We start from the raw sequence: 25,200 nt of genomic DNA, 5'->3' as shown, positions 1-25,200 counted from the left end.
TTACGCTGCTGGGATGGCAGCCCGCCGGCACTCGCTGAGCACGTCGATCGCGCATTTGCACGGCGACGAGCGCACCGTCGGCACTCCCCTCAACAACGCGGAACTGGTAGCGCTGCGGCGCACTCGCCTGTTCGGCGCGGCCGGCACCGTGCTGATGGCGATCGGTGCGCTGGGGGCGGGTGCGCGCCCGGTGATCCAAGACCCCACCTTCGGGGTACGGCTGCTGAACCTGCCGTCGCGGCTGCAGACGGTGGCGCTGACCATGACCACCACCGGGGCGGTGATGATGACGCTGGCCTGGCTGATGCTGGGCCGGTTCGCATTGAGCGGGCGGCGCCGGATGTCGCGCAGCCAGCTCGACCGCACGCTGCTGCTGTGGATGCTGCCGCTGCTGGTCGCGCCGCCGATGTACAGCAAGGACGTGTACTCCTACCTGGCGCAGAGTCAGATCTCCCGGCTGGGACTGGACCCCTACCGGGTGGGCCCGGCGCCGGCGCTGGGGCTCGACCACGTGTTCACCCTGTCGGTGCCCAGCCTGTGGCGGGAGACACCGGCTCCCTACGGACCGTTGTTCTTGTGGATCGGCCGCGGAATCTCCGCGCTGACCGGGGAGAACATCGTCACCGCGGTGTTGTGCCACCGGGTAGTGGTGCTGCTCGGTGTCGGGTTGATCGTGTGGGCGGTGCCGCGCCTGGCCGCACGCTGCGGGGTAGCCGAGGTCAGCGCCCTGTGGTTGGGCGCGGCCAATCCGCTGCTGCTGATGCACCTGGTCGCCGGCATCCACAACGAAGCGTTGATGCTCGGCCTGATGCTGACCGGCACGGAGTTCGCCCTGCGTGGGATCACCGTGGCCAAACCCCTGCTGCCGGGCCTGCGCCGGCCACCGCGGGAGTGGATGCCGCTGGCCGAGTTGATCTTCGGGGCGGTGCTGATCGCGATGTCGTCGCAGGTCAAGCTGCCGTCGCTGCTGGCGCTCGGATTCGTGGCGATGGCCCTGGGCTGGCGCTGGGGCGGCGACCTGCGGGCGTTCGTGCTCGCCGGGGTCGGGAGCAGCGCGGTGGCGGTGGCGGTGATGGGCGTGATCGGCTGGGCCAGTGGCCTGGGCTTCGGCTGGGTGTTCACCCTGGGCACCGCCAACGTGGTCCGCAGCTGGATGTCACCGCCGACGCTGCTCGCGCTGGGCACCGGTCAGGTCGGGATCCTGCTGGGCCTGGGCGATCACACCACCGCGGTGCTGTCGCTGACGCGTGGCATCGGTGTGCTGATCATCGCGGTGATGGTGATCTGGCTGCTGCTGGTGGTGTTCCAGGGCCGGCTGCATCCGGTCGGCGGGCTCGGCGTCGCGCTGGGCGTCACGGTGCTGCTGTTCCCGGTGGTGCAGCCCTGGTATCTGCTGTGGGCGATCATCCCGCTCGCCGCCTGGGCGACCCGCCCCGGTTTCCGGATCGCGGTGATCGCGGTGACGCTGGTGGTCGGCATCTTCGGCCCGACCGCCAACGGCGACCGCTTCGCACTGTTTCAAATCGTGGACGCCACCCTGGCCAGCGCCGTCGTGGTGCTGGCGTTGTTCCTGCTGACCTACCGGCATCTGCCGTGGCGGGAGTTGCCGGACGAGCCCGGCGGTTCGGCGAGGCTCGACGGAGGAGAGACGAAGCCGGAACCGCCGCAAGGACCCGGCCGTGCCGGCGATGAGCCGACGCCGGGACCGACCCCGCGCTCCGCCGCCGTCGCCGACGCTTACGCTGATTCCCCGTGAGCTCAGCTGTCGCGGTGCGGTTGCGCGGAGTGCGCAAGCGTTACGGGGCCGGTCCAGCAGCGACCGAGGCGGTCGCCGGCCTTGATCTCGAGGTGCACACCGCCGAAGTCTTCGCGCTGCTCGGCCCCAACGGCGCCGGCAAGACGACGACGGTCGAGATGTGCGAGGGCTTCGTACGCCCCGACGCCGGCAGCATCGAGGTGCTCGGGCTGGACCCGGTCGCCGACAACGCCCGGCTGCGGGAACGCATCGGGGTGATGCTGCAGGGCGGCGGCGGCTACCCGGCGGCGCGCGCCGGCGAGATGCTCAAGCTGGTGGCGTCCTATTCGGCGAACCCGCTGGATCCGCAGTGGCTGCTGGACACCCTCGGCCTGACCGACGCCGCCCGCACCACCTACCGCAGGCTCTCGGGCGGCCAGCAACAGCGGCTTGCCCTGGCCTGCGCCTTGGTCGGGCGCCCGGAGCTGGTGTTCCTCGACGAGCCGACTGCCGGCATGGACGCCCATGCGCGCCTGCTGGTGTGGGAGCTGATCGACGCCCTGCGCCGCGACGGCGTGACCGTGGTGCTGACCACCCACCATCTTCGGGAGGCCGAGGAACTCGCCGACCGGCTGCTGATCATCGACCACGGCGCGGCGGTGGCCGCCGGGACGCCGCAGGAGTTGACCCGCAGCGGCGCCCAGGGTCAGGTGCGGTTCACTGCCCCTCCGCGCCTGGATCTGTCGTTGCTGATCACCGCGTTGCCGGAGGGCTACCGAGCCAGCGAGGTGCAACCCGGCGAATACCTCGTCGAAGGGCGGGTCGACCCGCAGGTGCTGGCCACGGTGACCGCCTGGTGCGCTCGCCTCGACGTGCTGGCCACCCAGCTGCGGGTGGAGCAGCGCAGCCTGGAGGACGTGTTCTTGGAGCTGACGGGACGGGAGCTGCGCGCATGACCACCTCGTTTCCGCCGGGCACCTTCACCCCCGACCCGCGGCCGGCCAGCGTGCCGGCCATGCTGGCCGCCCAGTACCGGCTGGAGCTGACCCTGCTGCTGCGCAACGGCGAGCAGCTGCTGTTGACCATGTTCATCCCGATCACCTTGCTGATCGGGATGTCGCTGCTGCCGCTGGGCCCGTTCGGCGAGGGCCACGCCGAGCGCGCCACCACCCTGCTGCCGGTGATCATGTCGCTGGCCGTGATCGCCACCGCCTTCACCGGCCAGGCGATCGCGGTGGCATTCGACCGCCGCTACGGCGCGCTGAAACGCCTGGGCGCCACCGCACTGCCGGTGTGGGGCGTGATCACCGGCAAATCACTGTCGGTGGCGACGGTGGTGCTGCTGCAGTCGGTGCTGCTCGGGCTGATCGGCGTGGCTCTGGGCTGGCGGCCGACGCTGATCGGGCTGGGTCTGGGGGCGGTGGTCATCGCGCTGGGCACGGCGTGCTTCGCAGCGTTGGGTCTGCTGCTCGGCGGCAGCCTGCGGGCCGAGATCGTGCTGGCCGTGGCCAACCTGCTGTGGTTCGTCTTCGGCGGGTTCTCGGCGCTGACGGTGGAGACCGATCTGGTGCCCGACCCGATCCGCTGGCTCGCCCGGCTCACCCCGTCGGGGTCGCTCACCGAGGCGCTGGCGCAGGCCCTGACCGTCTCGTTCGACTGGTTCGGCATCGCGGTGGTGGCGGTGTGGGGGCTGCTGGCCGGCGTCGGCGCGGTGCGCTGGTTCCGGTTCAGCTGAGCCGCCCACGCCTGAGCTACTACATGCTGTAGTTCCCGATCCTCTACGATCAGCCCGTGCGACCCTTCCTGATGCGCCTGGTGGATCTGCTGCCGGACCCGAGCCTGCGCACCCAGCGACTGCTGGCCGCCGCCGTCGTCTTCACCCAGGGCTTCATCTCCGTCACCGGTGCGATCGTCCGCGTCACCGCCTCCGGGTTGGGCTGCCCGACCTGGCCGCAGTGCTTCCCGGGCAGCTATGTCCCGGTGGCCGTGTCCGAGGTCCCGCGCATCCATCAGGCCATCGAGTTCGGCAACCGGATGGTGACCTTCGCGGTGGTCATCACCTCGGCGCTGGCGGTGCTGGCGCTGATCCGGGCGCGGCGGCGCCGCGAAGTGCTGGTCTACGCCTGGTTGATGCCGGGCTCCACGGTGCTGCAGGCCGTGATCGGCGGTATCACGGTGCGCACCGGGCTGGCCTGGTGGACGGTGGCCGTGCACCTGCTGGTCTCGATGCTGATGGTCTGGCTGGCGGTGCTGCTGTTTGTGAAGGTCGGCGAACCCGACGATGCGGTGGTGCGCCAGCGGGTGCCGGCGCCGCTACGCACTTTGACGGGGCTGTGCGCCATCACGCTGGCCGCGGTACTGGTGACCGGCACCTTGGTGACCGGCGCCGGACCGCACGCCGGCGACAAGAGCGCCACCCGCACGGTGGCCCGGCTCAAGGTCGAGGTGGCCACGCTGGCCCACCTGCACGAGTCCCTGTTGATCGCGTTCCTGGGGCTGCTGGTGGGTCTGGCGTTCGGGCTGGTCGCGGTGGGGGCGGCCAAGCCGGTGACCCGCCGGCTTGCCGTGGTCATCGCCCTGACCTTCGCGCAGGGGCTGATCGGCGTCATCCAATACTTCACCGGGGTGCCCGCCGTGCTGGTCATCCTGCACGTGGCGGGCGCCGTGCTGGTCACCGGCGCGAGCGCAGCCCTATGGGCGTCGCTGCGCGAGCGGACCGAGCCCGAGCCGCTCTAACGCCGCGGAGACCTCGACGGCGAACCGGCGCTGCGCCAGCTCACCTTCGCCGGCCGGGAGTTCGCTGAATCCCAGTTGCGGCGCAACGAGATCCAGTCCGACCAGCCGGGCGTCGGCGGCCGTTCCCGAGACGTCGGCGCGCGCGTAGAGCAACTCCTCGATGCGGATGCTCAAGCGTTCGGCAGCCGCGCGCAGGGCGGCGCGGCCGACATCCCACAGCTCGAAGTCCGGGTCGGGCCCGGCAGCGCCGAATGCGTGCGACCGGCCGGCGCCGAAAAACACCAGCGCGGTCTGAGCCGTCGCGCCGGGCGCTGTGGGCACCCCGTCGCATTGCAAGTCCGCCAGGTAGCGCGGGTCGGCGTTCCAGGCGACTACTTCCGGCGGGTTCAACAGGTGGCGCACCCGCGTGGTCCACGCCGCGAACTCAGCGCGCCGGTCCGGGTCGCCGGCCGAGCGCAGAATCACCAGGTCGGCCTCGAGGGTCTCCGGGTCATCCCAGGCCAGCCGCCGGGCCTGCAGCCCCCGGTGCCGCAGCGCGGCGAGCAGGCCCGCGTCGTCGTCGGAGCCGGGGCGCTCCTCGTGCCCGCGGCGCGGATCGCCCGCCAACACGATGCGCGGGTGGAAGATATCGGGCCGGGCCAGCTTCATGCAGACCTCACATTCGGAGATGATAGTCACCATGCACGCCGTGGAAATCGCCGCGACCGGCGGCCCAGAAGTCCTGAACGTAGTCGACCGACCGCAGCCCTCCCCCGCCGCCGGCGAGGTGTTGATCCGGGCCGAGGCGGTGGGGGTCAACTACATCGACACCTATTTCCGCTCCGGGACGTACCCGGCCGAGCTGCCGTTCGTGCTCGGCAGCGAAGCCGCGGGCACCGTGGCCGAAGTCGGCGCCGAGGTGACGACGCTGAGCGTCGGTGACCGCGTGGTGACCGCCGCCGCCACCGGGGCCTATGCGCAATACTGCACGGCCCCAGCATCTTTGGTGGCGCCGATCCCCGCCGGTGTCGACTCGGGTGTGGCGGCGGCCGTACTGCTCAAGGGCCTGACCGCGCACTACCTGATCACGTCGGTGTACCCGGTGCAACGCGGCGACACCGTCTTGCTGCACGCCGGCGCGGGCGGAGTGGGCCTGATCTTGACCCAGTGGGCCACGGCGCGCGGCGCACGGGTGATCACCACGGTCTCGACGCCGGCGAAGGCTGAGCTGTCCCGGCGGGCCGGCGCTGTCGAGGTGCTCGACTACCCCGGCCCGGACGCCGCCGCGTTCGGCGCCCGCATCCGGGAGTTGACCGACGGCGCCGGGGCTGCCGCGGTATACGACGGCGTAGGTGCGACGACGTTCGACGCCAGCCTGGCCAGCCTGGCGGTCCGGGGCACGCTGGCGCTGTTCGGTGCGGCCAGCGGACCCGTCCCGCCGGTGGATCCGCAGCGGCTCAATGCTGCGGGGTCGGTGTATTTGACCCGGCCGAACCTGGCTCACTTCACCCGCTCGGCGCAGGAATTCTCTTGGCGCGCAGGAGAGTTGTTCGACGCGATCGCGGCAGGCTCGATCGAGGTGACGGTGAGCCGGCGTTATCCGCTGGCCGAGGCGGCCGACGCGCACCGGGATCTGCAGGCCCGCAAGACCACCGGTTCGATCGTCCTGGTGCCCTAGCCGGCCTTCCAGCCTTCGGGCAGCAGTGGCAGCCGCGGACTTTCGCCGAATTCTGCCCCGGCCAGCCGGGTCAGCCCGGCTGCATTGACGCCCGGCGTTACGCTCCCGCTGCTCCCCAGCGGCCCCGCCCCTTGATCCGAGGCGTCGGCGCCGACTTTGATCACCGCGTCACCGTGGTCGCGCTTGATCGCGCGCCGGTGGCGGCGTGCGCGTGCTCGTGCGGCGGCTTCGGCCGCGACGGTGGCGAGATCCGGCTCCGCTGCTTTTCTGCTGGCGCTCGCCGGGGCGCTCGCCCCGGCGCCGGTACCGACCCGCGGGGTGGCGCCGGGCCCGCCACCGACCAGATACGGATAAGCGAATGCCTGGACAGCCGGGGGCGGCGTCGGGGCCGGTGGCGGGCTCGCCGGCGGGCCGGCCGGCGCCGCGGGCGAAGCCGTTGCCGGAGCGGCTGTGGCGGGGACCGCCGGGGCGCTGCTGACGACCGTCGGCAGGGCCGACGCCGACGGGACGGGCGCTGCCGCTGCGGCCACTGCCTCGGGAGGTGCGGGCAGGCTCGCCAAGCCGCCGAGCCCGCCGAGAGCGCCGACCGGGGCAGCCAACGCGCCGGTCGCGGCCGCCAGCAGGGGCGCCGACTGGCTCAGCGTTGCGGTGAACTGCGCCACGTGGGTCGGCCAGTCGAGCAGCGCCACGGCCAGCAGGTACTGCCACGCCGCCGTCGGGTCCTGCGTACCGGCGTATTGGAAGTTGGCCACCAGTTCCAGCGCTCGGGCGAGATACCACATCGGGTCGTTGGCGTTCGCGTAGTAGTCGTACACGTGCCCATTGATGGTTCCCGCCGTCGGATCCCAGTTGATGCCGACGTTCTTGAGCAGTTGCACGATCTCCTGGTTCAGCGGGTTGTCGACCTTGGGATCGTGCACCCCCGGGCCATTGGTGATGGGCGGCGCGGCGCTGGGGCGCGGGGTCGAGGCCACCGCCGAGCCCGCCACCGCCTCATAGCCGGCCATCGTGGCGGCGGCCTGCACCCACATCCGGACGTAGTCGGCTTCGTTGAGCGCGATCGGAATGGTGTTGATACCGAAGAAGTTCGTCGCGATCAGCACGCCGTGGGTGGCGTGGTTGGCCGCCAACTCCGGCAGCGTCGGCATCGCCGCCAGCGCGGCGCTATAGGCCGCCGCCGCCATCTGGCATTGCGCTGCGGCCACCGCACTGTCCGCGCCGGCGCGGCTCAGCCAGGCCAGGTACGGAGTGTGGGCAGCCAGATACTCCTCCGCGCTCGGCCCCTGCCAGGCTCCGGCTTCCACCGCGGCCAGGACAGCGGTCAGCTCCTGGGCCACCACGGTGTACTCGGCGCTCAGCGACGACCACGCCCCAGCCGCCGCCCACAACGGCCCGGCTCCGGGCCCAGCGCTCAACAGCGCCGAATGCAGCTCCGGCGGCGACGCCATCCACACCCCTGGCACGCCGAGTAACTTTAGTACAAGGAACTCTGGTTTTCGGCTACCCAAACTTAATTGTTTCCGTCGTCGTCCCAGCTGGCCGGCATCATCGGCTCCGTCGGCCCGTTGCCGAACACACCGGTCAGCCGGGTCATCCCTGCCGCAGCGAGCTGCCCTGCGGCCGCGCTGCCGGTGAAACCCAGCGGTCCGGCACCCCGGTCGGCGGCCAGCACCGGCTCCTCGTCGGGCAGCTGCCAGTCCGGGTCGACCTCCACCCCCATCGTCATGAACTGATCGGCGTGATCCTGCCTGGCGGCACGCCGACGGCGCCGGGCCTGCGCCCGTTCGCGATTGGCCTCGCGCGCCGCTGCCGCCGCGGCAGTGCTGTCGGGTTCGGGCGCCTTGCGTGCCGAACGCGCGGCGGCACCCATCCCCGATCCCGTACCGATACCGGGTCCGCCGATCAGGTAGGGCGGGACGAACGACGCCCCGGCCGGCGGCGGTGGCCCGGCCGCTGCCGGCGCGGCGCCCCCGGCCGCGCCCGCCGGTGCCGGCGGCGCGGGGGCCGATGCGCTGACCGATCCGGAAACCGCCGGCGCGGGCGGGACACTGCCCACCGTCGGCAACGCCTGCCCAGCCGTGTCGGCGGGCAGCGCAGCCATCGTCGGCGGCGTCGGCGGCAGGCCCGCCAGCCCGGCCAGCCCGGCGAAGCCGCCCACGGCGCCAACGGGGGCGACCATCACGCCGACCGCGACGGCGAGCAACTGGGGCGTTTGCCCCAGCGAGGTGGCGATCTCGGCGATGTGGGTCGGCCAATCGAACTCGGCGAGCTGGACCAGATACTGAAAGGCCAGTGCCGGATTGTGTTGGAGATACACGCCGAACTGTTGGAAGTCCTCGAACAACTCCAGCGACCGGACCAGCCAGAACATCGGCTGGCTGGGATCGGTGTACTGGTCGTACGGAATGCCGTTCATCATGGCGTGGCCGGGGCCCCAGTTGATCTGTCCATTGCTGGCGGTGTTCAGCATCTTGGCGATGAGCTGATCCAGCGGATTGTCGACGGTGGGGTCGGTGTCATCGTGGTCGTCCTGCGGCGTTGCGGCATCGGTTTTCGCGATCTGTGGCGCCGGCGGGATGTCGGGCACCGTGGCCACTGCCGCGCCACTGACTGCTTCATACGTCGCCATCGTCGTAGCCGCCTGCACCCACATCCGCGCATAGTCGGCCTCATTGACCGCGATCGGAATGGTGTTGATCCCAAAGAAATTCGTCGCCACCAGCACACCGTGCACCGCGTGATTGGCCGCCAGCTCCGCCAACGTCGGCATCGCGGCTAACGCCGTCGTATACGCGGCGGCCGCCGTCTCAGACTGCGCCGCCGCAGCAGCACCGTCCGCACCGGCTTGGTTCAGCCACGCCAGATACGGAGCGTGCGCGGCCACATACGACTGTGCGCTCGGCCCCTGCCACGTCCCGGCCTGCACGGCCCCCAGTACCGCCATGAGCTCGCCGGCGACCGCTGTGTACTCCGCGCTCAGCGCCGACCACGCCGCTGCGGAGGCCAGCAGTGGGCCCGGTCCCGCGCCGGCACTCAACAGCGCCGAGTGCACCTCCGGAGGAGATGCCATCCATACCGGCGACGCGGCGGTCACAGCTGGGCGCCCGCCAGCTTGTTGAATATGATTGTCATTATCGTCGATTGAATAACCGTCGCGGCCACCGGCGCAAGATGTTCCACCCTCGCGTTACCTGGACTAATGCTGTGAGGCTGAATCGAGCTGCCTGGCACGATCGGTCACATGCCGATTCCGCAGTTCATCGTCGACCTCCGGGCCGCCATCGGCCACGCCCGGCTCTGGCTGATCGGCGTGACGGCAGTGGTGATCCGCGACGATGAGGTGCTGCTCATCGAGCGGGCGGATAACGGCATCTGGGCGCCGGTCACCGGGATCGTCGACCCCGGTGAGGAGCCGGCCGACGCCGCGGTCCGCGAAGTCGCCGAGGAGACCGGTGTCACCGCGGTGCCGGAACGCCTGGTCTGGGTGCACGCCACCGCGCCGGTGACTCACGCCAACGGGGATCACGCCCAGTACCTCGACCACGTCTTCGCCATGCGCTGGGTGGCCGGCGAGCCCTACCCGGCCGACGATGAGAGCACCGATGCGCGGTGGTGCGCGCTGGCGGCGCTACCGGAGATGCCGGAACGGATGCGGCAACGCATCGCAGCCGTGCTCAACGTGCACGGCGAGACCCGCTTCGAGTGGAACGGTGGGTCTTAGAACAGCGTGGGCAAGCCGATGGCCGAGTCCACCGCCAGTGCGCAGAACACCACCGCGAGGTAGTTGTTCGACTGCAGGAACAGCCGCAGCGGCTTGACCGGCTCCCCGCGGCGCACCCCGGCATAGAGCTGGTGGGCCATGGCCAGGAACCAGACCCCGGCCAGGAACGCCACTGAGGCGTACAGCCAGCCGGCGGCGGGCACCAGCGCCAGTGTGGCGGCCACCGTCGCCCAGGTGTAGACCACGATGCGGTGCGTGACGACGCGCTCGGTGGCGACCACCGGCAGCATCGGCACCCCCGCCGCCGCGTAGTCGTCCTTGTAGCGCATCGCCAGCGCCCAGGTGTGCGGCGGAGTCCAGAAGAAGATCACCAGGAACATCACCAGCGCCGGCCAGCCGATGGTGCCGGTCACCGCCGACCAGCCGATCACCACCGGCATGCAACCGGCCGCCCCGCCCCAGACCACGTTCTGCGAGGTGTGCCGTTTGAGCAGCATCGAATAGACCAGCACGTAGAAGGCGATGGTGGCCACCGCCAGCAGGCCCGAGACCAGGTAGGTGGTGCGCCACAGCCAGACGAACGAGATGGCACCGAGCACCAGACCGAACACCAGCGCGTTGCGCGTCGGGACGGCATCGCGGGCCAGCGGCCGGCGCGCGGTGCGCTTCATCACCTTGTCGATGTCGGCGTCGACCACGCAGTTCAGGGCGTGCGCGCCCGCGGCGGCCAGCATCCCGCCGATCAGCGTGTTGAAGATCAGCAGCGGATTCACCGTGCCGCGGTCGGCCAACAGCATCGCCGGAATGGTCGTCACCAGCAGCAACTCGATGATCCGTGGCTTGGTCAACGACAGGTACGCCAGGAAGGTGGAACGTATTGCGCGTATTCGGCGCGGCGCGGCGCGCTCGCGAATACTCACGTGATGACTCCTCAGATGGCAGCAGCGACGCCAGCGTCTACTACGGACGATGGTAGACCGCGCAGCCGGGTCGACCGAATCGCAGGGTCGATTCATGGGTAATACACACGCCGACCGGACCTGCAACACTACCCGGCCCCCCACTAGGGTGAGAACCAACCAGGCTTGCCTAAACACATCCCGAAGATGAGGACTTCACGTTCGTGACCACTGCTGCAGAGATCTCCGCCCTCACCCAAGCCCACCACCCCGACGACTGGGCCGAGATCGACTCGGTCGCCGTCGACACCGCCCGGGTGCTGGCCGCCGATGCGGTGCAGAAGGTCGGTAACGGCCACCCCGGCACCGCGATGAGCCTGGCGCCGCTGGCGTACACCCTGTTCCAGCGGGTGATGCGCCACGACCCCTCCGACACGCACTGGCTGGGCCGCGACCGGTTCATCCTGTCCTGCGGGCATTCGAGTCTGACGCTCTACATCCAGCTCTACCTGGGCGGTTTCGGGCTGGAGCTGTCCGACATCGAGTCGCTGCGGACCTGGGGTTCCAAGACGCCGGGGCACCCGGAGTTCCGCCACACCAAGGGGGTGGAGATCACCACCGGTCCGCTGGGGCAGGGTCTGGCCTCCGCGGTCGGGATGGCGATGGCCGCCCGCTACGAGCGCGGGCTGTTCGACCCCGACACCGCCCCCGGCCAGAGCCCGTTCGATCACTACATCTACGTGATCGCCTCGGACGGCGACATCGAAGAGGGCGTCACCAGTGAGGCGTCGTCGCTGGCCGCGGTCCAGCAGCTGGGCAACCTGATCGTGTTCTACGACCACAACAAGATCTCCATCGAAGACGACACCAACATCGCGCTGTGCGAGGACACCGCGGCCCGCTATGAGGCCTACGGCTGGCACGTGCAGCGAGTCGAGGGCGGCGAGAACGTGACCGGCATCGAGGAGGCCATCGCCAAGGCGAAGGCCGTCACCGACAGGCCCTCGTTCATCGAGCTGCGCACGATCATCGGCTATCCGGCGCCGAACCTGATGAACACCGGCAAGGCGCACGGCGCGGCACTCGGCGACGACGAGGTGGCCGCCACCAAGTCCGCGCTCGGATTCGACCCGGACAAGTCCTTCGACGTTCGCGAGGACGTGATCACCCACACCCGCGGGCTGGTGGGCCGCGGCAAGGCGGCGCGGGACGAGTGGCAGGCCCAGTTCGAGTCATGGGCGGCCCGGGAGCCGGAGCGCAAGGCACTGCTGGACCGGTTGACCGCTGGTGAGCTGCCGGACGGCTGGGACGCCGACCTGCCGTACTGGGAGCCCGGCTCCAAGGAGATCGCGACCCGCGCCGCGTCCGGCAAGGTGCTCAATGCGGTGGGGCCGAAGCTTCCCGAATTGTGGGGCGGCTCAGCCGATCTGGCGGGCAGCAACAACACCACGATGGACAATGTCAAGTCGTTCGGCCCGGCGTCGATCTCCACCAAGGACTACACCGCCGACCCGTACGGGCGCACCCTGCACTTCGGGGTCCGCGAGCACGCGATGGGCTCGATCCTGTCGGGCATCGTGCTGCACGGCCCGACCCGCGCCTACGGCGGCACCTTCCTGCAGTTCTCCGACTACATGCGGCCGGCGGTGCGGCTGGCCGCGTTGATGGACATCGACACCATCTATGTGTGGACCCACGATTCGATCGGCCTGGGCGAAGACGGCCCCACCCACCAGCCGATCGAGCACTTGGCGGCGCTGCGTGCCATCCCCCAACTGTCGGTGGTGCGTCCGGCCGATGCCAATGAGACCGCTTACGCCTGGCGCACCGTGCTGGCCCGCGGCGCGGACAGCGGGCCCGTCGGGCTGATCCTGACGCGTCAGGGCCTGCCGATCCTGGAGGGCACCGACCCCGAGGGGGTCGCGCGCGGCGGTTATGTGCTCGGCGATCCCGGCACCGAGCGGCCCGACGTGGTGCTGATCGCCACCGGGTCGGAGGTACAGCTCGCCGTGGCAGCACAGAAGCTGTTGGCGGACAAGGGCATCACTGCCCGCGTGGTGTCGATGACCTGTCTGGAGTGGTTCGAGTCGCAGCCGGTCGAGTATCGCGACGCGGTACTGCCGCCCGCGGTGTCGGCGCGTGTCGCGGTGGAAGCCGGTGTCGCGCAGTGCTGGCATAAACTGGTAGGTGACACCGGGGAAATCGTCTCGATCGAGCACTACGGCGAGTCCGCCGACTACAAGACGCTGTTCCGTGAATTCGGTTTCACTCCGGAGGCCGTCGTCGCCGCCGCCGAACGAACCCTGGAGCGATGAAGCAAACCGTGGCCGCATGACGGCCGATTGAGAAGGAGCGCAACATGACTCAGAACGAAAGGCTCGCCGCTCTGAGCGCCGCCGGCGTATCGGTGTGGCTCGACGATCTGTCCCGCGACCGGCTGACGTCGGGCAACCTGGCCGAGTTGGTCGCCACCCGCAGCGTCGTCGGGGTGACCACCAACCCGACCATCTTCCAGAAGGCCCTGGAGAAGGGCCATGCCTACGACAAGCAGCTGGCCGAACTGGCCGCGCGCGGCGCCGACGTCGACGCGGTGATCCGCACTGTCACCACCGACGACGTGCGCAACGCGTGTGACGTGTTGACCAAGGCGTGGGAGGCCTCCGACGGCGTCGACGGCCGGGTGTCGATCGAAGTCGACCCCCGCCTGGCCCATGACACCGACAAGACCGTCGCGCAGGCCGTCGAGCTGTGGAAGATCGTCGACCGGCCCAACCTGTTCATCAAGATCCCGGCCACCAAGGCCGGACTGCCGGCCATCACCGCGGTGCTGGCCGAAGGCATCTCGGTCAACGTCACGCTGATCTTCTCCGTCGAGCGGCACCGAGAGGTGATGGACGCCTACCTGGCCGGCCTGGAAGCGGCCAAGGCCGCCGGGCACGATCTGGCCAAGATCCATTCGGTGGCGTCGTTCTTCGTCTCCCGGGTGGACACCGAGGTGGACAGCCGGCTCGAGAAGATCGGTTCGGCGGACGCCCTGGCGCTGCGCGGAAAGGCCGGCGTGGCCAACGCCCGACTGGCCTACGCCGCCTACGAGGAGGTCTTCGCAGGTGAGCGCTTCGCGGCGTTGGCGGCGCACGGCGCCCGGGTGCAGCGCCCGCTGTGGGCCTCGACCGGGGTCAAGAACCCGGACTACCCGGACACCCTGTACGTCACCGAGTTGGTGGCCCCGCACACCGTCAACACCATGCCGGAGGCGACGATAGAGGCGGTGGCCGACCACGGCGATGTCACCGGCAACACCATCGCCGGTACCGCTTCATCGGCCCAGCAGGTCTTCGACCAACTCTCGGCGGTGGGCATCGATCTGACCGACGTGTTCCTGGTGTTGGAGAACGAGGGCGTGGACAAGTTCGAGGTCTCCTGGGGAGAACTGCTGGACGCCACCGCGTCGCAGCTCGACGCCGCCAAGTGACCTGATCGTGGGCGCAGGCGCAGCGCGAAGCAGTGCCGCGGGGTGGCGCAACCCCCTGCGGGACAAGCGGGACAAGCGCCTGCCTCAGATCGCCGGCCCGTGCGGCGTGGTGATCTTCGGGGTGACCGGCGACCTGGCCCGGCGCAAGCTGATGCCGGCCATCTATGACTTGGCCAACCGCGGGCTGCTGCCTCCGACATTCGCCCTGGTCGGCTTCGCTCGCCGGGACTGGGCCGACCAGGATTTCGTCGACGTCGTCTACCAGGCCGTCAAGCAGCACGCCCGGACACCGTTCCGTCAGGTCGTGTGGGACCGGTTGGCTGCCGGATTCCGTTTCGTGACAGGCACCTTCGACGATGATGCCGCTTTCGCCCAGCTGGCCGAGACGCTGGAGAAGCTGGACGCCGAGCGCGGCACCGGCGGCAACCACGCCTTCTATCTGTCGATCCCGCCCGACGCGTTCCCGGTGGTGTGCGAGAAGCTGCACGCCAGCGGGCTGGCCCGCCCGCGGGAGGGCCGCTGGAGCCGGGTGGTGATCGAAAAGCCGTTCGGTCACGACCTCTCCAGCGCGGTCGAGCTCAACAGCGTGGTCAACAGCGTCTTCCCGGAGGAGTCGGTGTTTCGCATCGACCACTACCTGGGCAAGGAGACGGTCCAGAACATCCTGGCGCTGCGGTTCGCCAACCAGCTGTTCGACCCGATCTGGAACGCGCACTACGTCGACCATGTGCAGATCACCATGGCCGAAGACATCGGCCTGGGGGGTCGGGCCGGCTACTACGACGGCATCGGCGCCGCCCGCGATGTGATTCAGAACCACCTGCTGCAGTTGCTGGCCCTGACCGCCATGGAGGAGCCGGTGAGCTTCTCCCCCGCCGAGCTGCAGGCCGAGAAGATCAAGGTGCTCTCGGCGACCAAACTGGCGCTGCCGCTGGATGAAACCACCTCCCGCGGGCAGTACACGGCCGGCTGGCAGGGCGGCGAGCACGTCGTCGGTCTGCTCGAGGAGGAGGGGTTCGCCGCGGACTCCCGCACCGAGACCTATGCGGCCATCACGCTGGAGGTCGACACCCGGCGTTGGGCCGGGGTGCCGTTCTATCTGCGCAGCGGCAAGCGACTGGGGCGTCGTGTCACCGAGATCGCGCTGGTGTTCAAGCAGGCGCCGCACCTGCCGTTCGACGCCACCATGACCGATGAGCTGGGCAAGAACGCCCTGGTGATCCGGGTGCAGCCCGACGAGGGGATCACCCTGCGATTCGGATCCAAGGTGCCCGGCCATCTCATGGAAGTCCGCGACGTCAACATGGATTTCTCCTACGGCTCGGCGTTCTCCGAGGATTCACCGGAAGCCTACGAACGGCTGATTCTCGACGTGCTGCTCGGTGAGCCGTCGCTGTTCCCGGTCAACGCCGAAGTCGAATTGTCTTGGCAGATACTCGATCCGGTTCTCGAGAACTGGGAGCAGCACGGCAGACCCGAGCCCTATGAGGCCGGTACCTGGGGTCCGCGGTCGTCGTTCGAGATGCTGGAGCGCTCCGGGCGGGAATGGCGGCGCCCGTGATTGTCGAACTGCCGGACACCACCACCAACGCAATCAACAAGAAGCTCGACGAGTTACGCGAGCAGGTCGGCGCGGCCACCACCGGCCGGGTGCTGAGCCTGATCATCGCGATCGAGAACGACACGCTGCTCGACGAGTCCATCGCCGCGGCCAATATGGCCAGCCAGGAGCATCCCAGCCGGGTGATCGTGGTGATAACCGACGACACCGATGCCCGCGACGCCCGCCTGGACGCCCAGCTGCGGATGTTCGGCGACGCCGGCGCCGGCGAGGTGGTGGTGCTGCGGCTGTCGGGCCCGCTCGCCGGCCACGCCGATGCGGTCGTGGTGCCGTTTCTGTTGCCCGACATCCCGGTGGTCGCGTGGTGGCCCGAGATCGCGCCGTCGGCACCGGCCGCCGACCCGCTGGGCGCCCTGGCGCTGCGTCGGATCACCGACGCCACCAACAGCCCGGATCCGCTGGCGGCGATCAAGGGCCGGCGGGGCGGCTACACCGCCGGCGACACCGACCTGTCCTGGAGTCGCATCACCTACTGGCGGGCGCTGCTGGCGTCGGCGGTGGATCAGCCGCCGTATGAGCCGATCCGCTCGGCGCTGGTATCGGGACTGTCGACCGAACCGGCGCTGGACATCTTGGCCGGCTGGCTGGCCAGTCGTATCGATGGGCCGGTACGCCGCGCGGTCGGCGAGCTGAAGATCGAGCTGGTGCGCGACAGCGAAACGGTGGTGCTGAGCCGGCCCCAGACCGGGGTGATCGCCACCTTGAGCCGCACCGCCGGCCCGGACGCGCTGGTTCCGCTGCCGCGCCGGGTGACCGCCGAGTGCTTGGCCGAAGACCTGCGCCGACTGGACCCCGACCCCATCTATGGCGCCGCGTTGGTCGGCCTCGAGGAAGTGGAGTATCTGTGACTGTAACGACCTACCGCGATACCGATGAACTCATCGCCGCCGCCGGTGACCGGCTGGCCGATGCCATCGAGGCCGCCGTCGCCGCCCGGGGCCGCGCGCTGATCGTGCTGACCGGCGGCGGCAGCGGTATCGCGCTGCTCAAGCGCCTCGGCGAGCACGCTGCACGCATCGACTGGACACGCGTGCACCTGTTCTTCGGCGACGACCGGTTCGTCCCGGCCGACGATGCCGAACGCAACGACAAGCAGGCCCGTGAGGCGCTGCTGGGCCGCATCGACATCCCGGCCGCCAATGTGCACGCCATGCCGGCGAGTGACGGCGAATGCGGCGACGACCTCGAGGCCGCCGCGCAGGCCTACCAGGAGGTGCTGGCCGCCAACGCCGAGCCGGGCCAGCCGGCACCGGATTTCGACGTGCACCTGTTGGGAATGGGCCCCGAGGGCCACATCAATTCGCTGTTCCCCGATACCCCCGCGGTGCGCGAGACGACCCGCCTGGTGGTCGGGGTGCCCGACTCACCCAAGCCGCCGCCGCGGCGCATCACGCTGACGCTGCCCGCGGTCCGGCGCTCCCGCCAGGTGTGGCTGGTGGTGTCCGGGGAGGCCAAGGCCGAGGCGGTGGCCGCCGCGGTCGGCGGCGCCGACCCGGTCTCGGTGCCGGCGGCCGGGGCCGTCGGGCGCGAAGAGACGGTGTGGCTGCTCGATGCCGGGGCGGCCGCGCAGCTGCCCGCGCAATCTCGCTGACCGGCGCTCGGCGCTGCCCGCCGTCGCGTCATAATGAGCGGCATGGCAGACAGAGGCTCGGGCACTGGCGGGGAACGCAATCGGCTCAAGACATTGGCGCAGGCGGCGCTCAACGCCGACGTGACCGTCGGGCAACTCGAAGACGTCCTGAGCGGCCTGGGCGACACGATGAACGCCTTGAACAGTTCCCTGGCCGGCCTCAACGCCACCGTCGAACGCCTCGGTGACGGCCTGGACCACCTGGATGAGACCATGGCCAGTCTCGACGACCTGGCCCGCCGGCTGGTTGCCCTGATCGAACCGGTGGAGACCATCGTCAGCCGGATGGACGACATCGTCAGCGTCGGCGAGACCGCGATGGCGCCGCTGGCCGCGACCGAGAACATGGTCCGGGGCATGTTCAACGCCATGCGCAACCGGGTGGTGCGTTAAGCGCCGCCTGGTTCAGGCGTATTTGATGAGCAGGCCCACCGCGATGATGGACACCAGCCAGATCGCGATGACGAAGTAGGTCAGCCGGTCGAGGTTCTTCTCCACCACCGTCGAGCCGGACAGGCTGGACTGCACGCCGCCGCCGAACAGGGTCGACAGGCCGCCACCCTTGGCGCGGTGCAGCAGCACCAGCAGCACCACCAGCAGGCTGGTGATCACCAAGAGGATCTGCAGCGTCAAGATCATGGCCGCTACCCTACCGTGCCACGCAGGGCCATCACGGCCCGCCTAGACAAGGGGCCCGCCGGCCGCCAGCGCCGCCAGGGTGGCGAACTGCTCGCCGTCCAGCGACGCCCCGCCGACCAGACCGCCGTCCACGTCGGGCTGCCCGATCAGTTCACCGATGTTCTTGGCGTTGACCGAGCCGCCGTAGAGCACCCGCACGGCCTCGGCCACCTTCGGCGAAGCGAGCTTGCCCAGCTCGGCGCGCACCGCGGCACACACCTCCTGGGCGTCGGCGGCACCGGCGACCCGGCCGGTGCCGATCGCCCACACCGGCTCGTAGGCGATGACGGTCGCGCCGATCTGCTCGGCACTGAGCCCGGCCAGCGAGCCGCGCAACTGCTCCAGGCAGTGCTCGACATGGTTACCGGCCTCCCGGATCTCCAGGTGCTCGCCGATGCAGACGATCGGGGTCAGTCCGTGCTTGAGGGCGGCGGCCGCCTTGGCCGCCACCAGCGCGTCGTCCTCGCCGTGGTAGCTGCGCCGCTCGGAGTGCCCGACGACGACGTAGCTGCAGCCCAGCTTGGCCAGGAACGCCCCGCTGACCTCGCCGGTGTAGGCGCCTGAGTCGTGCTGCGAGAGGTCCTGGGCGCCGAAGGTCAGCCGCAGCTTGTCCCCGTCGACCAGGGTCTGCACGCTGCGCAGGTCGGTGAACGGCGGCAGCACGGTCACGTCGACCTTGTCGTAGTACTTGTCCGGCAGCGAGAACGCCACCTTCTGCACCAGCGCGATCGCCTCGAAGTGGTTGAGGTTCATCTTCCAGTTGCCGGCGATCAGCGGTTTGCGACTCATTGCGCCCCTTCGGTCTCCAGTGCCTGCAGGCCTGGCAGTTGTTGTCCCTCAAGGTATTCCAGCGACGCCCCGCCGCCGGTGGAGATGTGCGAGAAACCGCGCTCGGGCAGGCCGAGTGCTCGCACCGCCGCAGCGGAGTCCCCGCCGCCGACCACGCTGAACGCGCCCTTGCCGGTGGCCGCCGCGATCGCCTCGGCCACGCCCTTGGTGCCGGCGGCGAACGCCGGGAACTCGAACACCCCCATCGGCCCGTTCCAGAAGATGGTCCGGGCATTCGACAGCAGGGCGGCGAACCGCTCGACCGAACCGGGACCGATGTCCAGGCCCATCTTGTTCTCCGGGATGGCGTCGGCCGCGACCAGTTCGCCGGTGGCGGCGGCGTCGAACTTGTCGGCGACCACGATGTCCACCGGCAGCCGCAGCACGTCGCCGTAGTCGTCCAGCAGCTGCCGGCAGGTGTCGACCATGTCGGCTTCCAGCAGCGAGGTGCCCACCGGCAGCCCTTGGGCGGCCAGGAAGGTGAAGCACATGCCGCCGCCGATCACGATGCTGTCGGCCTTGGTCGCCAGCGACTTGATCACGCCCAGCTTGTCGGAGACCTTCGACCCGCCCAGCACCACCGCGTAGGGGCGCTCGGTGGACTCGGTCAGCTGCTGCAGCACCTGGATCTCCGCGGCGACCAGCTTGCCGGCGTACGACGGCAGCAGGGTCGCGACGTCGTAGACCGAGGCCTGCTTGCGGTGCACCACGCCGAACCCGTCGGAGACGAATGCCCCCGGCGTGCCGTCCGGTGCGGCGACCAGCTCGGCCAGCGCCCGGGCCAGCGCGAGGCGCTCCTTGTCGTCCTTGCTGGTCTCCCGCGGGTCGAAGCGGATGTTCTCCAGCAGCAGCACGTCACCGTCGGTGAGGCCTTCGGCGCGGGCCAGCGCATCGGTGCCGACCACATCACCGGCCAGCTGAACGTGTCGGCCCAGCTGTTCGCCGAGCGCGGCCGCGACCGGCGCCAGCGACAGCGCCGGGCCGGGCTTGCCCTTGGGCCGGCCCAGGTGGGCGGTCACCACCACCTTGGCGCCGGCCTCGACCAGCGCGCGCAGCGTCGGCACCGACGCGGTGATCCGGCCCGGATCGGTGATGTTGCCGTCGTCGAGGGGGACGTTGAGATCGCTGCGCACCAGCACGCCGCGCCCACTCACCCCCTGCGCCAGAAGATCTTCCAGAGACTGGATGGTCACGGCGGCCGGACTTACAGGGACTTGCCGACGAGGGCGACCAGGTCAACCAGCCGGTTGGAGTAGCCCCACTCGTTGTCGTACCAGGAGACCACCTTGGCCTGGTTGTCGATCACCTTGGTCAGGCCGGCGTCATACAGCGAGCTGTGCGGGTCGGTGACGATGTCGCTGGAGACGATCGGGGCGTCGTAGTACTTCAGGATGCCCTTCATCGGTCCCTCGGCGGCGGCCTTCATCGCGGCGTTGATGTCGGCGATCGAAGCCGACTTGCTCAGCTCGGCGGTCAGGTCGGTGACCGAGCCGGTGGGGATCGGCACCCGCAGCGCGTAGCCGTCCAGCTTGCCCTTCAGCTCCGGCAGCACCAGGCCGATCGCCTTGGCGGCACCGGTGGAGGTCGGCACGATGTTGATCGCGGCCGCCCGCGCCCGGCGCAGGTCGGAGTGCGGGCCGTCCTGCAGGTTCTGGTCCTGGGTGTAGGCGTGGATGGTGGTCATCAGGCCCTTGACGATCCCGAACTCGTCGTTGAGCACCTTGGCCAGCGGCCCCAGGCAGTTCGTGGTGCACGAGGCGTTGGAGATGATCTTCTGGCTGCCGTCGTACTTGTCGTCGTTGACGCCCAGCACGATGGTGATGTCCTCGTCGGAGGCGGGCGCGGAGATGATCACCTTCTTGGCGCCGGCGTCCAGGTGGCCCTGGGCCTTGTCGCGCTTGGTGAAGATGCCGGTGGACTCGACGACGACGTCGACGCCCAGGTCGCCCCAGGGCAGCGCCGCCGGGCCTTCCTTGACCTCCAGCGCCTTGATCTTGGTGTTGCCGACGACGATGGTGTCGTCGCCCTCGAGGCTGACGTCGTGGGGCAGCCGACCCAGGATGGAGTCGAATTTCAGCAGGTGCGCCAGGCTGGCGTTATCGGTCAGGTCATTGACCGCGACGATCTCGATGTCGGTATTGGCGCCCTGGGCCTTCTGCGCGTCCAATGCCCTGAAGAAGTTGCGCCCGATGCGGCCGAAGCCGTTCACGCCTACCCGGACCGTCACTGGTCTCTCCTCGTGTCGCCTAGTTTGCTGGTGTATTCGACGCCAGCCTAATGCGTGACCGAACCCACAGGTCCTTCGGTACGGCGGACCGGGAACTCGTCACCGGGCTCGGGCCACGGCTGACGGCTGAGCATGTCGGCTACCGCCACATAGCCCGCTTCGATCAGTCCGGATTTGGCATCGACGATGCGGTAGGCCTGTTCCTTGCGGTGAATGGGCTGGCCTTCGAGCATGATCACCCGCAGGTCGCCGTCTTCGAAGTGGCAGCGGCGCTGCACCGCGGCCAGCAGCTGCTCGTTGTGCAGGTGGCCTTCGCCGAAGTTCCACCCGATCAGCGGGCCGGCGATGATCTCGCCGTCGCGGATGCTGTAGTCGGCTTGGTTCTTGATGGCGCGCGGCAGCAGCCCGTTGAGTGCGCGACCGTGCAGGTGCATCGCGCGGAAGGCCCCCGGAACCTTGTCGGCCACGAGTTCGGCGGTGGCGCGGTCGTAGAGCTTGGCGAGCTGGTTGATGACCAGCGCCGAACTCTTGACCGTGCGCGCCTCGAGGGTGTCTTCGGCGCCATCGCGGAAGCACCACAGGCTCGAGGCCCAGTTTCCGGCGTAGTAACGCATCGCCGGCAGGAACGAGATTTGTTGGGGAAACATGTTTCCCGCGATCGGCATGACCACCAGGCCGGCGACCAGTATGACCCCCAGCAGTGGTGAGCGCAGGTCGTACACCTGAATCTCGGCGTGCTGGCCGAAGAGATAGAACAGCGAGAAGATGAAGAACACGTTCCATTCCAACGGAACTCCCATCGGAAGGTTGGAGATGATGTTGAGGTGGAAGACCACCATGAACGCGATCAGGGCCCACCGCCAGGGCTGGTCACCGGCGACCAGCACCAGCAGCGCCGGCACGATGAATTCGGCGGTGGTGCCGCCGACGTGTGCCATCAGTTGCGGTATCCGGGTGGGCCGTAGGTCGTTGGCGTGATCGCGGTAGAGCAGGTGCTTGAACCGGGTGAACATCCTGGGCCGTAGCAGGGCGTTGTTGCTCATCATCACGGCCACCACGTACGGGAAGTGATGGTTGAGCTTGGAGATCGCTGCGCCCCACCACAAACCGAGCAGGATGAGCTTGAACGCGGCCATCTGGTCGACGTAGGGAAAGAAGAACACCAGCAACGTCAGCCCGTAGTGCTCGGCGCGGGCCGCCAGGAAGATCGTCTTGTCCCGCAGCCCCAGCAGCACCAGTGCCGCGATGATCGCGACCACCCGGATCGGGTCGATCAGGCCGATCTCGCCGGCGCCGCCGGTGCCGGTGTCCGGGACCCCGGGCGAGAGCAACAGCCAGATTCCGGAGGCCAGCACCGCGGCGTACAGCGCGACGTCGAGGAGGGTCCGGGTGTCGCCGCCGGTGAGCGGGACCCGGCCCGGCCAGGGCGGCAGCCGAATCGTCTTGGGCCGCAGCCAGTATAGGAATCCGCCGATCGGCGGCCAGAATCGTCCGGTCAGCGGGCCGGAGCCGCAGCCCAGTCCCAGGATTTCGAACAGCAAGCTGAAGACGACGACCTTCTGGTAGACGATCGGCTGCGTCCACCATTCGGTGATCCGGCCCAGCCCGCCCAGGCCCGGGGTCAGCGCAATGACCGCCGCGGCGCCGACGGCGTAGGCCGTGATCTTGAGCAGATACAGCAGATAGATCGCCGACGGGGTGCCGAATCCGTGTTCGGCCCAGTGCCGGCTGCAGATCTGCGCCCGGGTGGCCCACGGCATACTGCGCCAGGTCTCGGGATCCGCATCGGGAACCGTCGGTGCGATGAACCCCATCTTGGCCTCCCCTGGCTTGTGCATGTTCAGTTATAGCGATACGCGTCATGCCGCGACGCGGTTTCGGGTCCGCTCAGGTGTAGGCCGCGCGCAGCAGCGCCGGCGGCCGGAATGGGCGCCAGACCCCGGTAGCTTGTGCCAGCCGGTCGGCGATCGCGAAGATGACCGCGGGATGGTAGGCGAACCCGATGTGACTCGCGGCGACGCCGATATTCTCCGCTTGCGGCGCGGCGTCGGTGAGGCAGACCCGCCAGCCCACGATGCCGTCGAGCACAGAGTAGATCGAGGTGGTCGGCACCGGCAGCGCAGGCTCGCCGCCGCCGGGCGCAGGCTCGTCGGGCACCCGGGCCTGGAAGTCCCCGTACCAGCGGGCCCACTGCGACCAGCGGGGCCACTGCGGAAAGCCGGACAGGTCACTGGGACGGCCGGCGGCGCCGCGTTGGCGTGCCATGCCGGCGGCGAGCCGTACCGGTGTGCCGAGGGTGATCACCTGGCGGACGGATTCGGGCCTGCGCCAAGCCAATTGGCGTGCATAAAATCCGCCGAGGCTCCAGCCGATCACCGACATCGGTTCCTGGTAGCGATCAGTCAACTCCTCGACGCGGGAGGCCATTCCGTCGAGCACCCGCGGGGTCGGCCCGAGATTGGTGCCCAGCCGCCACCCGTGCATCCGGTAACCCAGCCGCCGCAAGACTCGTCTCAGAACCAGCGTCGAAGTATCGGCGGCGCCCAGGCCGGGCAACACCAGCACCGGCTGGCTGTCACCGCGTGGCAGCAGCGACAGCAGCGGTGCCGTGGACGTGAGCAATCCGACGTCGACCGCGGCCCGGGCCGGTTCGGTGAGGTAGAGCCACCGGCCAGGGACGGTGGGACGGCGATCGGGCCCGGTGTTGTCGGTCGCCACCGTTGGAGCCTTTCACACCTGAGCCCGCCTGCTCAGGCGACGTCTTCCCCGGGTGGGTCGGGGTCGCTTTGGAGGAGTTCTTCGGGGTGGTGGGCGTGGTTGATCTGCGGTGGGCTGGTGCCGTCGGTCCAGCCGAGGCGGCCGGTTTTGGTGACGGTGGTGTGTTGGCGGCCGTCGGTGGTGTCGGTGTGGTCGGGGCCGCAGGCGAAGTAGAGGTTGTCGGCGTTGGTGCGCCCGGCTTGGGCCCAGGGTTGGGCGTGGTGGACTTCGCAGTGATATCCGGGCTGCAGGCAGTTGGGGCGGGTGCAGCCGCGGTCGCGGGCGTAGCAGATCAGGCGTTGGTCGGCGGTGGCCACGCGTTTTTGCCGGCCCAGGTAAAGCGGTCGTTGGGTGTGGTCGTCAAAGACGGCCAGGTAGTGAATCGCATTGGCGGCCATGCGGACCAGCTCGCGCATCGGCAGCCGGGATCCGCCCCCGGTGGTAGCCGGTGGCGGCATCGCGATGGTGGGGTCGAGGGCCGCGTGGGCGGCTTGGTTGAGTTCGGCCAAAGTGGTGGTGACCACGACAGTGACCGGATGCCCACGGTGAGTGCCCAAGCTTTGGGAGGACAGGGCGGTGACCAGGGCGAGTTTTAGGGCGTCGTGGCGGCGCTGGGCATCGCTGCGCTCATCACGGCCGGGAGCGTCCCCGGGTTGGTGGCGGCCCGGGCGGACCGCGGCGGCGACCGCTTCGAAGTAGGCCCGGGCCTCTGGATCGAGCAGCCCGGACAGTTTCGACATGCCGTCGAGGCCTTGGCGACCCAGGACCAGGCCGCGGCGCCGGGCGCGGTCTTCGTCGCTGAACAATCCGTCGGGGTTGAGGTGATCGGCGATGCGCTGCCCGAGTTTGGCCACGACGCCCGAATCCACCCGGGTGGCGTGGGCGACCAGGGCGGCTTCGACGTTGGCGATTTCATCCGGGGCTACCGAGGCGGGTAGGACGTCGACGGCTTGGCAGACCGCCCGAATGTGATCCTCCCCGACCGCACCCGCCTCGACCGCCTGCGCCAAGGCGGGCAACTCCGGTGGGATTTCGGCGCCGGTCAGCGACCGGCGCGGCCGGATGCGGGCGGCCAGCCGGCAGCGGCGGGTGATCTCGCGCGGGGTGATCCGCAGCCGCTTCCACAGCGCGTCGCGCACCGCAGCGATCGAGCCCTCACCATCGGGTGGGTCGGCCAGCTCACCGAAGATCCGATACATCAACCCCCGGTTGGTGCGCTCCTGGGTTTCCAGCCGCTCG

General features: G+C 69.6%; 23 protein-coding genes. 12 read left to right on the top strand and 11 right to left on the bottom strand.

Annotation, left to right across the window (positions count from 1 at the left end; all coding sequences use genetic code 11):
• Positions 1–13: 13 nt before the first annotated feature.
• The 4 genes from mptB (at position 14) to AC5Y31_RS20195 (ending at position 4,471) form a co-directional block, all read left to right on the top strand.
• Positions 14–1,756 (top strand): polyprenol phosphomannose-dependent alpha 1,6 mannosyltransferase MptB, encoded by a 1,743-nt coding sequence (gene mptB / locus AC5Y31_RS20210; protein WP_499982503.1) that lies wholly within the window; start codon positions 14–16, stop codon positions 1,754–1,756.
• Complete coding sequence (locus AC5Y31_RS20205) at positions 1,753–2,691, top strand: ABC transporter ATP-binding protein (protein ID WP_082966261.1); 939 nt, start codon at positions 1,753–1,755, stop codon at positions 2,689–2,691. The genes mptB and AC5Y31_RS20205 overlap by 4 nt, the downstream gene beginning before the upstream one ends.
• Positions 2,688–3,470 (top strand): ABC transporter permease, encoded by a 783-nt coding sequence (locus AC5Y31_RS20200; RefSeq protein WP_065022723.1) that lies wholly within the window; start codon positions 2,688–2,690, stop codon positions 3,468–3,470. The genes AC5Y31_RS20205 and AC5Y31_RS20200 overlap by 4 nt, the downstream gene beginning before the upstream one ends.
• A gap of 71 nt (positions 3,471–3,541) precedes the next feature.
• Positions 3,542–4,471 carry a COX15/CtaA family protein gene (locus AC5Y31_RS20195; RefSeq protein ID WP_499982561.1) on the top strand — a complete coding sequence of 310 codons (930 nt, stop codon included), beginning with the start codon at positions 3,542–3,544 and terminating at the stop codon, positions 4,469–4,471.
• Here the strand turns inward: AC5Y31_RS20195 and AC5Y31_RS20190 are convergent.
• Positions 4,427–5,119, bottom strand: coding sequence for a DcsG N-terminal domain-containing protein (locus AC5Y31_RS20190; protein WP_499982499.1), 693 nt, complete (start codon positions 5,117–5,119; stop codon positions 4,427–4,429). The two genes, AC5Y31_RS20195 and AC5Y31_RS20190, sit on opposite strands and share 45 nt — an antisense overlap.
• Before the next feature lie 31 nt (positions 5,120–5,150).
• Here AC5Y31_RS20190 and AC5Y31_RS20185 point away from each other — a divergent pair, with 31 nt between their 5' ends.
• Positions 5,151–6,128, top strand: a complete 978-nt coding sequence (locus tag AC5Y31_RS20185) for a quinone oxidoreductase family protein (protein ID WP_499982497.1) — start codon at positions 5,151–5,153, stop codon at positions 6,126–6,128.
• Here AC5Y31_RS20185 and AC5Y31_RS20180 read toward each other — a convergent pair.
• Both AC5Y31_RS20180 and AC5Y31_RS20175 read right to left on the bottom strand, forming a co-directional pair.
• Complete coding sequence (locus AC5Y31_RS20180) at positions 6,125–7,576, bottom strand: PPE family protein (protein WP_499982559.1); 1,452 nt, start codon at positions 7,574–7,576, stop codon at positions 6,125–6,127. The genes AC5Y31_RS20185 and AC5Y31_RS20180 overlap by 4 nt on opposite strands.
• Before the next feature lie 62 nt (positions 7,577–7,638).
• Positions 7,639–9,198, bottom strand: a complete 1,560-nt coding sequence (locus tag AC5Y31_RS20175; RefSeq protein WP_499982496.1) for a PPE domain-containing protein — start codon at positions 9,196–9,198, stop codon at positions 7,639–7,641.
• A 171-nt stretch (positions 9,199–9,369) separates the two neighbouring features.
• On the opposite strand from AC5Y31_RS20175, the gene AC5Y31_RS20170 reads away from it, so the two are divergent.
• Positions 9,370–9,849, top strand: coding sequence for an NUDIX hydrolase (locus AC5Y31_RS20170; RefSeq protein WP_499982494.1), 480 nt, complete (start codon positions 9,370–9,372; stop codon positions 9,847–9,849).
• On the opposite strand, the gene AC5Y31_RS20165 is transcribed toward AC5Y31_RS20170, so the two are convergent.
• Positions 9,846–10,769, bottom strand: coding sequence for a heme o synthase (locus AC5Y31_RS20165; RefSeq protein WP_065022728.1), 924 nt, complete (start codon positions 10,767–10,769; stop codon positions 9,846–9,848). The genes AC5Y31_RS20170 and AC5Y31_RS20165 overlap by 4 nt on opposite strands.
• Before the next feature lie 203 nt (positions 10,770–10,972).
• On the opposite strand from AC5Y31_RS20165, the gene tkt reads away from it, so the two are divergent.
• From tkt to AC5Y31_RS20135, 6 genes are read left to right on the top strand one after another with little or no spacing between them, the layout of a single operon-like run.
• Entirely contained in the window at positions 10,973–13,063 is a 2,091-nt protein-coding gene (gene tkt, locus AC5Y31_RS20160) for a transketolase (RefSeq protein ID WP_301635377.1), read from the top strand.
• A gap of 44 nt (positions 13,064–13,107) precedes the next feature.
• Entirely contained in the window at positions 13,108–14,220 is a 1,113-nt protein-coding gene (gene tal, locus AC5Y31_RS20155; RefSeq protein ID WP_065022730.1) for a transaldolase, read from the top strand.
• A gap of 7 nt (positions 14,221–14,227) precedes the next feature.
• A complete protein-coding gene (gene zwf, locus AC5Y31_RS20150) occupies positions 14,228–15,781 on the top strand; it encodes a glucose-6-phosphate dehydrogenase (RefSeq protein ID WP_499982485.1) in 1,554 nt (517 codons plus the stop codon).
• Complete coding sequence (gene opcA / locus AC5Y31_RS20145) at positions 15,778–16,689, top strand: glucose-6-phosphate dehydrogenase assembly protein OpcA (RefSeq protein ID WP_499982484.1); 912 nt, start codon at positions 15,778–15,780, stop codon at positions 16,687–16,689. The genes zwf and opcA overlap by 4 nt, the downstream gene beginning before the upstream one ends.
• The gene (pgl, locus tag AC5Y31_RS20140; RefSeq protein WP_301635370.1) at positions 16,686–17,432 is read left to right on the top strand and encodes a 6-phosphogluconolactonase; all 747 of its coding nucleotides are present in this window, start codon (positions 16,686–16,688) and stop codon (positions 17,430–17,432) included. The genes opcA and pgl overlap by 4 nt, the downstream gene beginning before the upstream one ends.
• 33 nt (positions 17,433–17,465) lie before the next feature.
• Positions 17,466–17,864, top strand: a complete 399-nt coding sequence (locus AC5Y31_RS20135; protein WP_065022733.1) for an ATPase — start codon at positions 17,466–17,468, stop codon at positions 17,862–17,864.
• 12 nt (positions 17,865–17,876) lie between these two features.
• Here AC5Y31_RS20135 and secG read toward each other — a convergent pair whose 3' ends face one another.
• The 7 genes from secG to AC5Y31_RS20100 form a co-directional block, all read right to left on the bottom strand.
• Positions 17,877–18,110, bottom strand: a complete 234-nt coding sequence (gene secG / locus AC5Y31_RS20130; protein WP_064853893.1) for a preprotein translocase subunit SecG — start codon at positions 18,108–18,110, stop codon at positions 17,877–17,879.
• Positions 18,111–18,152: 42 nt separating this feature from the next.
• A complete protein-coding gene (gene tpiA, locus AC5Y31_RS20125; protein ID WP_065022734.1) occupies positions 18,153–18,938 on the bottom strand; it encodes a triose-phosphate isomerase in 786 nt (261 codons plus the stop codon).
• Entirely contained in the window at positions 18,935–20,170 is a 1,236-nt protein-coding gene (locus tag AC5Y31_RS20120) for a phosphoglycerate kinase (protein WP_499982480.1), read from the bottom strand. The genes tpiA and AC5Y31_RS20120 overlap by 4 nt, the downstream gene beginning before the upstream one ends.
• An 11-nt stretch (positions 20,171–20,181) precedes the next feature.
• A complete protein-coding gene (gene gap / locus AC5Y31_RS20115) occupies positions 20,182–21,204 on the bottom strand; it encodes a type I glyceraldehyde-3-phosphate dehydrogenase (protein WP_064853896.1) in 1,023 nt (340 codons plus the stop codon).
• A gap of 47 nt (positions 21,205–21,251) precedes the next feature.
• Positions 21,252–23,018 carry a DUF3556 domain-containing protein gene (locus AC5Y31_RS20110; protein ID WP_499982477.1) on the bottom strand — a complete coding sequence of 589 codons (1,767 nt, stop codon included), beginning with the start codon at positions 23,016–23,018 and terminating at the stop codon, positions 21,252–21,254.
• Between the two features lie 73 nt (positions 23,019–23,091).
• Positions 23,092–23,922, bottom strand: coding sequence for an alpha/beta hydrolase (locus tag AC5Y31_RS20105; protein WP_499982476.1), 831 nt, complete (start codon positions 23,920–23,922; stop codon positions 23,092–23,094).
• A 32-nt stretch (positions 23,923–23,954) separates the two neighbouring features.
• On the bottom strand, positions 23,955–25,200 hold a 1,246-nt coding region (locus AC5Y31_RS20100), incomplete at its 5' end, for an HNH endonuclease signature motif containing protein (RefSeq protein ID WP_499982473.1).

It is taken from the genome of Mycobacterium sp. NGS18 (assembly GCF_059813185.1).
Note: the sequence above shows the minus strand (reverse complement) of the source record. Positions and strands in the feature narration are given on the sequence as shown.